Source organism: bacterium, assembly GCA_020440705.1.
GTDB lineage: Bacteria > Krumholzibacteriota > Krumholzibacteriia > LZORAL124-64-63 > LZORAL124-64-63 > JAGRNP01.
Genome location: JAGRNP010000118.1, coordinates 1 through 12,020, shown reverse-complemented (window position 1 = coordinate 12,020; position 12,020 = coordinate 1). Strand labels below are relative to the sequence as shown.

The 12,020-nt window shown below is 72.5% G+C and carries 12 protein-coding genes; 8 read left to right on the top strand and 4 right to left on the bottom strand.

The annotated features are described in order from the left end of the window. Positions 1–6 precede the first annotated feature (6 nt). Both KDM41_14670 and KDM41_14665 read left to right on the top strand, forming a co-directional pair. A complete protein-coding gene (locus tag KDM41_14670) occupies positions 7–234 on the top strand; it encodes a helix-turn-helix transcriptional regulator (GenBank protein ID MCB1184670.1) in 228 nt (75 codons plus the stop codon). Further along, positions 231–980, top strand: coding sequence for a hypothetical protein (locus tag KDM41_14665; protein ID MCB1184669.1), 750 nt, complete (start codon positions 231–233; stop codon positions 978–980). Before KDM41_14670 ends, KDM41_14665 begins: the two co-directional genes overlap by 4 nt. A gap of 79 nt (positions 981–1,059) precedes the next feature. On the opposite strand, the gene KDM41_14660 is transcribed toward KDM41_14665, so the two are convergent. From KDM41_14660 to KDM41_14650, 3 genes are all read right to left on the bottom strand, one after another. Next, positions 1,060–2,415, bottom strand: coding sequence for a spondin domain-containing protein (locus KDM41_14660; protein MCB1184668.1), 1,356 nt, complete (start codon positions 2,413–2,415; stop codon positions 1,060–1,062). A 137-nt stretch (positions 2,416–2,552) separates the two neighbouring features. Beyond that, the gene (locus KDM41_14655) at positions 2,553–3,275 is read right to left on the bottom strand and encodes a protein-L-isoaspartate(D-aspartate) O-methyltransferase (protein ID MCB1184667.1); all 723 of its coding nucleotides are present in this window, start codon (positions 3,273–3,275) and stop codon (positions 2,553–2,555) included. Positions 3,276–3,408: 133 nt separating this feature from the next. Beyond that, on the bottom strand, positions 3,409–4,539 hold the full coding sequence (locus KDM41_14650) for a hypothetical protein (GenBank protein ID MCB1184666.1): 1,131 nt from the start codon (positions 4,537–4,539) through the stop codon (positions 3,409–3,411). 310 nt (positions 4,540–4,849) lie between these two features. Between KDM41_14650 and KDM41_14645 the strand changes: the two genes are divergently transcribed. The 6 genes from KDM41_14645 to KDM41_14620 are packed head-to-tail and all read left to right on the top strand — an operon-like array spanning position 4,850 to position 11,488. Further along, the gene (locus tag KDM41_14645) at positions 4,850–7,132 is read left to right on the top strand and encodes a radical SAM protein (GenBank protein ID MCB1184665.1); all 2,283 of its coding nucleotides are present in this window, start codon (positions 4,850–4,852) and stop codon (positions 7,130–7,132) included. After that, positions 7,125–8,201 (top strand): aldehyde dehydrogenase, encoded by a 1,077-nt coding sequence (locus tag KDM41_14640; GenBank protein ID MCB1184664.1) that lies wholly within the window; start codon positions 7,125–7,127, stop codon positions 8,199–8,201. Before KDM41_14645 ends, KDM41_14640 begins: the two co-directional genes overlap by 8 nt. Next, entirely contained in the window at positions 8,198–8,935 is a 738-nt protein-coding gene (locus KDM41_14635) for a hypothetical protein (protein ID MCB1184663.1), read from the top strand. The genes KDM41_14640 and KDM41_14635 overlap by 4 nt, the downstream gene beginning before the upstream one ends. Further along, complete coding sequence (locus KDM41_14630; GenBank protein ID MCB1184662.1) at positions 8,932–9,693, top strand: cytidylyltransferase; 762 nt, start codon at positions 8,932–8,934, stop codon at positions 9,691–9,693. The genes KDM41_14635 and KDM41_14630 overlap by 4 nt, the downstream gene beginning before the upstream one ends. Next, a complete protein-coding gene (locus tag KDM41_14625; protein MCB1184661.1) occupies positions 9,690–10,484 on the top strand; it encodes an aldolase in 795 nt (264 codons plus the stop codon). Before KDM41_14630 ends, KDM41_14625 begins: the two co-directional genes overlap by 4 nt. Further along, positions 10,466–11,488 (top strand): C-terminal binding protein, encoded by a 1,023-nt coding sequence (locus KDM41_14620; GenBank protein ID MCB1184660.1) that lies wholly within the window; start codon positions 10,466–10,468, stop codon positions 11,486–11,488. The genes KDM41_14625 and KDM41_14620 overlap by 19 nt, the downstream gene beginning before the upstream one ends. A 164-nt stretch (positions 11,489–11,652) precedes the next feature. On the opposite strand, the gene KDM41_14615 is transcribed toward KDM41_14620, so the two are convergent. Further along, on the bottom strand, positions 11,653–12,020 hold a 368-nt coding region (locus KDM41_14615; GenBank protein MCB1184659.1), incomplete at its 5' end, for a CGGC domain-containing protein.

Sequence of the window (12,020 nt, the reverse complement as noted above, 5' to 3'; positions counted from 1 at the left end):
GCCGACATGAAACCGAAGCACGACGTCACCAACACCCTCAGGCAGCACCGCCTCCTCGCGGACGGCATGACCCAGCAGGACCTCGCCGACCGCGTCGGCGTGACCCGCCAGACCATCCTGTCCATCGAGAAGGGGAAGTACAGCCCCACCGTCGGCCTGGCCCTGCGGCTGGCCGCGGTCCTGGGCGTCAGCGTGGAGACCCTGTTCTCCCTCGCCGAAGGAGACGAGCGATGATCCTCCGCAACGCCGGCATCCCGCGTCAGCCGACCCGCGCCACCATCGTCGCCACGGTCGGCGTGCTGGCCGGATTCTTCCTGGCCGCCGTCGACTGGGCCTTCCTGGCCATCGCCGCCGTATCCATGTTCGCGCCCGGCATCCTGCGCGAACTCGGCTGGCTGCGCGACAAGGACGAGGCCCAGCTCGAAGCCGCGCGCCGCGCCGGCTACCACGCCTACCTCGCGGGCGGACTCTTCGTGTTCCTGCTCTACGTCTGGCTGCGCGCGTCGGAGGCCACGGTCGCCTTCCCGAGCGGCCTGCTCGAGGGCGCGCTCGCGGTCATGTGGTTCACCTGGTTCTGCAGTTCGCTCTACGGCTACTGGGGCCGCGTGCGCACCTCGGTGACCATGCTGAACGGGATCGGCGGCGCCTGGCTGGGCTTCTGTCTGCTCTCGGGTGAAGGGAATCTCGGCGCGAGCCTCATGCAGAGCCTGCTCTGCGTGCCCTTCTTCCTCGCGGCCCTGCTGGCGCCGCGCTGGCCGCGGGTGGTGGGGGTGCTGCTGCTCGGCGCGTCCGTCTTCTTCTTCCGCCTCTTCGGCCTGGCGGCCGTCTTCGCCGGCGACCCCACGCGCATGGGCCGCATGACGGTGATCGTGCTCTTCATCGGGCCGCTGTTCGCGGCGGGAGTGGCGCTGCTGGGGGCGCGGCGGCTCGGCACGGACGAGGACGACGAGAACGAGGCCGGGGACACGGCGCCGGCCTGATCCGACGCGACGACCCGCCACGGAAAGCGGCCTGCCCGATCCACCGGGCAGGCCGCTTCGTCTTGCCGGCTTCGGGCGCCTACTCGGCGGTGATCATCACCTGCACCATGGTGCCGGTCGCCGGGTAGGGAAAGCCGTCGTTCACGAGCCGGACCATGTTCGTCGGGTCGTCGGCCCCGGTGTCCGGCGCCGCCTGCCGCGGCGCCTGATCGGCACCGGCGCCCGGCCACTGGTTCGCCTCGGTGCCGGCGTCCCACAGCATCACCTGCGCCGACACGTCGCCGGTGACGGGCCGGTCGTTGGCGTCGAACAGCGCCAGGCCCGCCTCGCCGAAGCCGAAGAAGAGGTCGTTCGTCTGGCCGAGCATGGAGGCGAAGCTCAGGAAGTCGCCCGGCTCGGCGTCGAAGGTGAACGTGTACATGTTGCCCGGGAAGGCCGGACCGGCCGCCCCCGCGCCCACCGGCACGGCCGCCGCACCGGAGGCCGCGACGAGGGGCAGTCCGGCGAGCGACGCCACCAGCATGGCGGGATCGCCGTCCTCGGCCGCGTGCTCGAGGCCCAGGCCGGCATCGGCCAGGCCCGCGGTGAAGATCGGCATCCCGGCCGCGTGCACGGCCCACGCCACGGGCGCCAGGGGCGAGACCAGGCCGCTGTTCGCGGCCAGCACCGCCGCCAGGGCCGCCGGATCGCCGTCCTCGGCGATGGCTTCGAGGCCCAGGCCGGCGTCGGCCATGCCCGCGGTGAACAGCGGATCGGCCGTCGCGTGCACCACGAAGACGCCCGGCGCCAGGGGCACCGGCAGGCTCGGCCCGCTCGACGGCATCAGCGTCGAGCTGTCCGAGACGTTCTCGATCCGCAGGGTGAACATGCCGCCGCCGTCGTAGGTCAGCGTGGCTTCGATGACGTCGGCCACGGCCGGGTAGGTGTAGCCGTCGTTCACGAGCCGCACGGTGGTGTCGCCGTCGGCCGGACCGGTGTCGGCACCGGCCTGGCGCGGAGCCTGGTTCGCCCCCAGCCCGGGCTCCTCGTTCGCCTCGGTGCCCGCATCCCACAGCATGAGCTGTGCGGTGACGTCGCCGGTCACGGGCGTGGTGCCGTTGTACAGCGCGATGCCGTTGCCGTCCGGGGCGTAGAAGAGATCGTTCGACTGCACCATCATGGTGGCGAAGCTGAGCCGGTGTCCGGGCGCGGCGCCGAAGCTCATCTCGTAGGCCTCGCCGGGGAAGATGGGCGCGGGACCGGCCGCCCCCACGGGGGTGGTGAAGGCGCCGCTGCCGAAGTGGTCGAACACGGTGGAGATGTTGGCCACGGTGACGGTGAAGGTTTTGCCCGTCATCTGCGGCGTGGCGGGGTCGTCGTCGTCGGAGCAGCCGGTCAGGGCCAGGATGGCCACGGCCGCCAGAGCCAGGACGGTGAGCTTGGTTCCTGTCTTCATGATGGGATGTCCCTCTCGTTCCGGGTGGGTCGGCCGCGCGTCGTGCGGGTGCGGCCGGGCGGGGGCCGTTCGCCCCGTCGTACAGGGAGGGGTATGGCGGGCGGGCGGAAAGCGTGACGCGAGGGCGGGATTTTTTCTCAGCGGTCGACCGAATCGGCGTCGCCCGCGCCGGTCAGCGGCACGAAGCGCACCGGCAGCAGCGCGCGGCGCGACACCATCCCGTCCGGGTCCTTCTCCGCCACCGTCAGCCACTGGGTCTCCTCGCGGCCACCCACGGGCATCACGAGGCGGCCGCCCGGCGCGAGCTGGTCGAGCAGCGGCTGCGGGATCCGCGGCGCCGCGGCCGTGACCATGATGCCGGCGAACGGCGCCATCTCTTCCCAGCCCGCGTACCCGTCGCCCGTGCGTACGGTGATGTTCCCGTAGCCGAGGCGGTGCAGGCGTTCGGTCGCGGCGCGGGCGAGCTCCGGCACGATCTCGCCGGTGAGCACGCGGCCCTCGCTCACCACCTTCGCCAGCACGGCGGCCTGGTAGCCCGACCCCGTGCCCACCTCGAGCACGACGTCGTCCGGCGCGAGGCCGAGCAGGTCGGTCATCAGGGCGACGATGGTGGGCTGGCTGATGGTCTGGCCGTGGCCGATGGGCAGGGCGCGGTTGGCGTAGGCGTTGGGCCGCAGTTCGCGGGGAACGTACTCGTGCCGCCGGACCGCGAGCAGGGCGGCCTCGACGGCGGGCGAGAGCTCGGGGCGGCCGAGGACGTCGGCGTTGCGGGCCACGTCGCGGCGCACGGCGTCGAGCAGGGCGGCGCGGCGGCCGGCCCAGTCGGGTTGCGAGTCGGGTGATCCGGAGATCGGGGACATGGGGACTCCGACGGCGGGGGCCGTGAGTGATGCGCAGTCCGGGTGCGCGTGGGGCGTCGGGCCAGGGGCCCGGTCCGGACGCGGGATCACATTAGACGGGGAGCGGTGAATCGGCCAGCCACCGGGGTGAACGCTAGGTGCCGCCGCCCCCGGCCGCGCCCAGCGGCACCGGCGCCCCCGCGAGCATCCGCTCGATCAGGTCGCAGACCCGGCCCGCGCTGCCCCCGTCGAAGCGGTGCGCGTACCTGGCGATGAAGTCGTCCGGCAGCACGGGCGGGTGCGCCACGCGCGCGGCCACCTCCTCGATCACCGCCACCAGCCCCGAGGCGAAGTCGTCCACCGTGACGTCGGCGACCACGATGCCGGCCGCGTGCATGTCCCGGCGCCAGGCCTCGCCGCGGCCCAGATGGTCGAAGAAGACGACCGGCACCCCCACCAGTGCGGCCTCGAGCATGACGCTCGCCGAGAACGTGATCACGCAGCGCGACGCCAGGAAGAGATCCTCGTTGGCGTGGCGCGAGCGCAGGAGACTGAGGCGGTCGCGCAGACGGAAGGGCATGGCCCGGAAGTAGAGCCGCTCGGTGTCGTGGTAGGGCTCGGCCGGATGGGGCTTGATGCGCACCGGATCGTCGGGGAACGCCGCGGCGATGACCTCGACCAGGTCGCGCAGGGTCTCGGCCCAGGTGTCCGGGGCGATGCCCTCGGCGCTGGTGGGGCCGGCGAAGCTGTGGCTGCGGCCGAAGAGGGCCACGCCCGCGCGGGGCGGCGCCGCGTCCCGGCGCGCCTTCAGGCGAAAGAGGCTGTCGTGCTGGGGCAGGCCCGTGAGCGCCATGCGCGCGTCGGGCACGCCGAGCTCGCGGTAGTGGCGCACGTCGTCGGCGCCGACCATGGCCATGACGTCGGCGGCGTAGCGCCAGTTGTCGGGAAACGGCGCGTCCCAGTCGACGGCGAAGGGGGCGTGTTCGAGGGTGAGGGTCGGCACGCCGGCGTCGCGGCAGCGGGCGTCGATCTCGATGCCGCGCTGGTGGTCGGGCACCAGGTCGGCGCCGTTGAGGAAGAGGCGGGGTCCCGTCGCGGCGAGGAAGCGGTCGACCGCGGTCTCGTCCGTGGTGAAGGGGCAACCGGCGGCCTCGAGGCGGTCGCCCACGCCGAAGCCCGTCACCAGCACCTCGGTGCGGTGGCCGCGATCGCGCAGCTCGGCGACGACGGGCAGCATCAGGATGTCCAGGTTCGGATGGTCGACGAGGACGAGGACGGTGGCCATGGCCCCTCCCGTTCCGGACGGCGCACGGGCCCCCGGGACGGCCGGATCCGTCCCGCGGGCGCGAAGTTGTCGTGCGGGAATCCTGCAAGGGGCGCGCCACCGCCCGGGGCCGCGCAGGGGCCGTTGCGGGGCGGTTGGCGGCCGTTTTCCGGCCCCCGCTGCCCAGAATCCGGGCCCGGCGGCCAGATTCCGACTACGGGACCTCCTGACATCGGCTCCAAAAGGGCGATTCGAAGGCCGCAGGCTGGCAAAGGGCTTGCAGTTCCGGTCCGGATCACCGGCGGGCGTGCGCCCGCGAAAGGAGCTCTCCATGCCCGAAGCCCGCAACGACGGGACCCCGAACGTGGACCGGCCCGGCCATTCGTCCGGCCATTCGTCCGGCCATCCGTCCGACCAGGAGTCCGGCAACCAGCCCGGCTACCTGGCCGAACGGCTCGCCGACCAGGCGCACACCGCGCATCTGGATCCGGCACCGCCCTTTCCCCGGTCGCTGATGCTCGAGCTGAGCAACGCGTGCAACCACACCTGCGCGTTCTGCTACAACCCGGCCATGGCGCGGCAGCGGCGCACGATGGATCCGGCCTTCACGACCCGGGTGCTGCGCGACGCCTTCGCCCTCGGCGCCCGCGAGGTCGGCTTCGCCACCACGGGCGAGCCCCTGGCCAACCGCCACCTGCTGGACTACGTGGGCCTGGCCAAGCAGATCGGCTACGCCTACACCTACTTCTCCACCAACGGCGCCCTGCTCGACGCCGACAAGGTCGAGCGCCTCTTCGAGGTCGGCCTGGACAGCATCAAGTTCAGCATCAACGCCGGCACCGCCCCGACCTACGCCCAGGTGCACGGCCAGGACTGCTTCGACCACGTGATCGCCATGGTGCAGCTCATCGCCCGGCGCCGGCGCGAGCTCGGCCGTGGGCCCAAGCTGCTCGTGACCTGCATCCTGACCCCGGCCAACCGCCACGAGCAGGACGCCCTGCGCGCCGCCCTGGCGGGCGTGGTCGACGACCTGGCCTTTTTCGACGAGACCGAGGCCGTCGGGCCCACCAACGGCACCCTGGCCCCCCTGCCCTGCGCCATGGTCTTCGACCGCGTGCACGTGACCTGCGAGGGCTACCTCACCGCGTGCTGCGTCGACTACGAAAACAACCTGATCACCGCCGACCTGAACACGACGCCGCTGGCCGAGGCGTGGCACAGCGCCGCGTTCCGGGAGCTGCGCCGCCGCCACCTGGACAAGAAGCTGAGGGGCACCCTCTGCCAGGTGTGCGTGTCGCGGAAGATGAGCGAGTACCTGCCGCTGACGGACATCGGGCGCGAGGGCGAGCCGGCGCTGCTGCCGTTGGCGGCCGCCGAGGCCACTCCCCGCGACGTGCTGGTCCTCTTCCGCTCGTCCCTCGGCGAGATCGACTGGCTGCTGCCCGTGCTCGAGCGCCTGAAGGAGAAGGCCCCCGCGCTGCGTGTGGTCGCCTGCGTGGTCGAGGGGCAACTGCAGCAGAAGCTGGCCGCGGCGACGTTCCTGCGCGAACGGCTGGCCGGCGCGGTCTCGGCCGTGCTGCTCGGCGCGGACGACCTCGCCGCCCATGTGCGCTGGGCCGACGTGGGCCTACTCCTGAAGACCGACGACCCGGACGACGACCTCAGCCGCGACCTGCGCGCCCGTTGCCCGCAGGCCCGCGTGGTGGTCTTCCCCAGCGGCACCGCCCTGCTGACCCGCGCCGGCGACGGCGAGGCGCGCGTGCACGCCTACTTCGACTCGATCACGGCCGACGTGGGCCGCGACCTGCGCGCCGACTACCTGCCCTGCGACCTGGTCCTGGCCGGATCGCCCCACATGGTGCCCTTCTACCGCGCCGTGGCCCGCGCCGCGGCGGTCCACACGGGCGGCGTGCCGCGCTACGACGCGTGGTGGATCGCCGCCCAGCAGGACGACCCCGATCTCGCCGGCGCCGGGGCCCAGACCCTCGTGGCCACCCACGCCCGCAGCGTGCTGTTCGTCATCCGCGGCCCGCACTGGCTGTACCAGTCCGAGGGCGACTACCGCGACCTGATGGGCTCGTTCCTGGCCGAGACGCGCCGCCGGCCCGACACCGCCTTCCTCATCAAGCCGCACCCGCGCCAGGATCCGGACGAGGTCGCCGCCCAGGTGCGCGCCCTCGGCGGGGCCAACGTGCGGCTCACGCATCGGCCCCTGCAGCAGCTGTCCGGGATGGTCGATCTGGTGGTCAGCATGTTCTCGTCGGGAGTGCTCGACGCCCTGAGCGTGGGCACGCCCGTGGTCGAGTACTACCGCTACCGCGCCGACCGGCCCGTGCTCGAGTTCCGCCGCGCGCCCGACGGCCGGGCGGTCTCCATCTACGAGGACCTGGGCCTGGTGAAGAACCTGCCCGACGCCGCGGCCCTGGCCGCGACCCTCGACGATCTCGAGCGCAACTGGATTCCCGCCGTCGACGGCGACCAGCGGGCGGCCTTCAGCGCCGCCTGCCACGGGCAGGCCGACGCCAGCGGCGCCGCCGCCGACGCCCTGCTGGACCTCCTGGCCTCCGGCCGGGCCGACACGACCCGCGAACAGAAGGAGCTGCTCCATGCTTAGGGTGGGCCTCAACGGCTTCGGGCGCATCGGACGCGCCGTCTTCCGCATCAACGCGCAGGACCCGCGCTGCGAGATCGTCGTGGTGAACGATCTCGACCCCAACGTGGAGAACCTGGCCTACCTGCTGAAGTACGACTCGGTGTACGGGCGCTTCGGCGGCCGGGTCGAGGCGCGGCCCGACTCGCACAAGGTGTGGATCGACGGGAAGTCGGTCGCCTTCCACAACCAGGGCGACATCGCGCGGGTGCCGTGGGAGGACTACGGCGTCGACGTGGTGATCGACGCCACGGGCGTGACCCAGAACCGCTACAGCGCCGCCGGCCTGGTCGACACCGGGCGGGTGCGCAAGGTCGTCTTCACCAACGCGCCCGGCAACGGGGTCGACCGCACCGTCGTCTTCGGCGTGAACGAGGCCGACTACGACGACGCCACCGACCACCTGGTGGCCACCAGCATCTGCGACGCCAACGCCATCGCGCCCGTGCTCAAGCAGCTCGACGACGCCTTCGGCGTGGAGCACGGCTACGTGACCACCCTGCACCCCTGGCTCAGCTACCAGAACCTGAGCGACGGCAGCGTGCGTTCCATCGCCAGCCCGGGCCACTTCTGGAACGACTTCGGCCTCGGCCGCGCCAGCACCACCAACCTGATCCCCAAGAACACGACGGCCATGGGTGCCGTGCGCCAGGTGCTGCCCCACCTGACGAGCGAGCTGGACGCCATCTCGTTCCGCATCCCCACGGCCATCGTCTCGACCTCGGACATGACCCTCACCCTGCGCGGCGCCCCGAATGCCGAGGACATCAACGCCGTCCTCGGCACGGCCGCCGCCTCGCAGCCCCGCGTGATGGGCTTCGGCACCGAGCCCCTCGTCTCCCAGGACTACCTGGGCATCGAGCAGAGCCTGGTGGTCGACTCGCGCTGGACCCGCGCCAACCGCGCCGGCGGCTGCAAGGTGGTCGTCTGGTACGACAACGAGTGGGGCTACAGCCAGCGGGTGATCGACATGGTCGCCCTCATGGAGACGTGCTGGTGCGCGACCCCCGAACCGGTGGAGGCCCTGACGTGAGACCCCTGCTGGCCCTCGACTTCGACGGTGTGATCTGCGACAGCCTGGACGAGTGCCTCGTCTCGGCGGTGAACGCCCACGCCCGCCTGCGCGGCCGCACCACCCTGGTGCGCCGGCCCGACGAGCTCGATCCCGACCTGGTGGCCCGCTTCCGGGTGCACCGCCACCTGGTGCGCGGCGCCGGCGAGTACGAGACCCTGCTGCACTGGCTGCGCACCCGCGACGACGACCCGAGCCCCGCCACCTTCGCCGAGGCCGTCCGGCTGCGCGCGGCCGACGTGATCGCCTTCCAGCCCGTCTTCTTCATCGTGCGCACGGCCCTGCGCAGCGCCGATCCGGCCGCCTGGACCGCCCTGCACCGCCACTACGCCGAGGCCGCCGCGAGCTGGGACGAGCTGTGCGACGCCCGCGAGGTGCACCTCGTCACCACCAAGGACCTGGCCTCGGTGCGCCACTTCAACGACGTGTGGCACCTGGCCCTGGCCGACGACCACCTGCACACCTGCGAGCGCTTCGTGAGCAAGGCCGGCGGCGTGCGCGAACTGGCCGGACGGCGCGGCGTGCAGCCGAAGGCCGTGACCTTCGTCGACGACCACCCCCTGCACCTGGCCGACGTGGCCGCCACCGGCGCCCGCTGCCTGTGGGCGAGTTGGGGCTACGCCTCGACCGCACCCGAATGGCCGGCCCTGGCGAACCTGGCCGCCCTCCTGATCCCGGAAGGATGCCCCGCATGATCGTCTCCCTCGTCATCGGCAAGGACCGGAGCATGGGCTGCCCGGGCAAGAACGTGCGGCCGCTGCTGGGGCGGCCCATGTGCGAGTACGCGTTCCTGGCCGCGGCCAACAGCCGCCACGTGACGCGCCACTTCACGTCGACCGACTCGCCGCACATCGCGGCGGTGGGCGCGCAGTACGGCGCCGAGTGGATCGAGCGGCCCGCGTCGCTGGCCACCCCCGAGGCCCTCACCGAAGACGCCCTCGAACACGCGTACCACGAGATCACGGCGCGGATCGGCGAGGAGCCCGAGATCGTGGTGCTGCTGTTCGCCAACAGCCCCACCATCGCGGTGGGCAAGATCGACGAGGGCATCGAACGGCTGCTGGCCGAGCCCGCGCTCGATTCGGCCTTCACGGCGTGCAGGTACAACATGTTCGCGCCGCTGCGGGCGCGGCGGATCGGCGACGGGAACCTGATCGAGCCCTACGTGCCGCTCGAGGCGTTCGGCGACACGAACACCATGTCGTCGATCCGCGGCGGCGAGGGCGACTGCTGGTTCCTCGACCTCTCGGTGCAGGTGCTGCGCGGCCGTTGCCTGGCGAACATCTGGGACGGCCCGCTGCCCTTCCGCTGGATGGGCCACAGGAGCTGGGCCCTGGAGAACGACTTCGGCTTCGACATCGACTACGCGTGGCAGATCCCGGTGGTGGAGCATTGGCTGGTGGACAAGGGGTTCACCGCCGACTCGACGCCCTACGACAAGGTGACCACATGAGAGGCGAGAACGTCCTGAAGCGGCGGATCAAGGCCGGCGAACCGGTGCTCGGCACCTGGTGCGTGCTGCCGGGCGCGGGCGCCGTGAACGTGATCACGGCCGCCGGCTTCGACTTCGTGATCATCGACATGGAGCACGGCCCGTGCGGCTACACCGAGGCCGAGGACATGGTGCGCGCCGCCGAGAGCGAGCAGCGCCACGCCCTGATCCGCGTGCCCCGGCTGGACGAGAGCGCCATCCTGCGCGCACTGGAGACCGGCGCCCACGGCGTGGTGATCCCCCAGATCACCACCGCCGCCGAGGCCCGCGCCGCCGTGCGCGCCTGCAAGTACCACCCCGAGGGCACCCGCGGCCTGTCGCCCTACACGCGCAGCGCCGGCTACACGGCCCACGGCAACCACGACCTGGCCGCCCGCGAGAACGGGCGCGTGCTGGTGACGCTGCTGGTCGAGGGCGTCGAGGGCATCGCGAACCTCGACGAGATCCTGGCCGTGCCCGGCGTCGACGTGGTGTACCTGGGCATCTACGACCTGAGCCAGTCGGCGGGCCATCCCGGCCACATCGACCACCCGGACGTGACGCGCGCCATCGCCGACGCGGTGGGCCGCGTGCGCGACGCCGGCGTCGCGGCGGGCTGCCTGGTGCAGGGCACCGACCACGTGCGCACCTACGCGCAGCTGGGCGTGCGCTTCTTCGCCTGGCAGGCCGACTGCTCGCTGCTCTACGAGGCGAGCCGCGCCGCGGTGTATGCGTTCGGGGCGGAGGTGTTCGCTTGCGCTGGAACGTCCTGATTCCCGACCGGCTGGCGCCGCCCGCCGACGTCGAGGCCGCGGTCTTCGGCGACCGCGCCGACCTCGTGCTGTGCGAGGCCACCGCGGCCGACCAGATCGACGACGCCACCTGGGCGGCCGCCGACGCGGTGCTGGCCTGGCACGAGCTGCGCTTCACCCCCGAAGTGATCGCACGGCTGGTGAACTGCCGCGTGATCGTGCGCGTGGGCGTGGGCTACGACAACGTCGACCTGTCCGCGGCCGCCGCTGCGGGCATCCCCGTGTGCAACGTGCCCGACTACGGCACCGGCGACGTGGCCGACCACGCCATGGCGCTGCTGCTGTCCCTGGCGCGCGGCGTCACCGCCGCCTCGAACCGGCTGCGCACCGGCAACGAGCACCACCACTGGCACGTGGCCGGGCGCCAGAAACGCCTGGCCGGGGCCACGCTGGGCATCATCGGGCTGGGGCGCATCGGCACCGCAGTGGCGCTGCGGGCGAAGGCCTTCGGCCTGCGCGTGGTGTTCCACGATCCCTACCTGCCGGACGGCATGGACAAGGCCCTGGGCGTGGAGCGCTGCGCGACGCGGCAGGAGCTGCTGGCCCGGTCCGACTTCGTGTCGATCCACACGCCGCTCACCGACGAGACGCGCGGCCTGGGCGACGCGGCCTTCTTCGCCGCGCTGAAGCCCGGCGCCATCCTGGTGAACACGGCGCGCGGGGCCATCGTCGATCTCGACGCCCTGCACGCGGCGCTGAAGAGCGGCCACCTGAAGGCCGCCGGCGTGGACGTGCTGCCCGTGGAGCCGCCGGACCGCACCCACCCCCTGCTGCGGGACTGGAGCGACGACGCCGAGTGGCTGGGCGACCGGCTGGTGGTGACGCCGCACTTCGCCTTCTGGTGCGACGAGGCGTACGCGGAGATGCGGCGGAAGGCGGCGGAGACGGCGTTGGCTGTGCTGGAGGGTGGCGAGGTGCGCAACCGGGTCGATCCCGGCACACCGGCTTTGGCGCGGATCCCCTAGCCCACCCGCGGACCCTGCGGCCCGTTGCCGCCCCCCGCCCCGTGCGGTATCCTGTCCCGGTTCCTTCCCGACCCCGGCCCCCACATCGGAGCTCCCATGCCCCTTCTCGGCGCGCACTACGAGATCGTCGACGAGCTCGGCCGCGGCGGCGGACCGCAACGGACCTAGTCGTACGCCAGCCGGGTCGCTTCGTCCGCCAGAGTCGGGGCGAGCAGCACGGGCCAGGCCTCCCCCTCCCACGTCCCGAGCGCCGCGTGGTCCCGCCGGTACTTCTCCGGGATCGGATGCGTGCCCACGACCACCTTCAGGCCGAACTTCCGCGGGATCATTTCCACGAAGTGCTCCAGGTGCGGGCAGGGCGGGTAGCCCACCAGGAATCCCGTGGCCAGGTGCACGACCTCGGCGCCGTTGCGCTTCATTTCGTCGGGCGCGTATTCGATGTTGCCGCCCGGGCAGCCGCCGCAGGTGGTGAAGCCGACCAGCTCGACGTCCTCGTCGGCGTAGGCCGCGAACGCGCCTTCGCGTTCCCGCA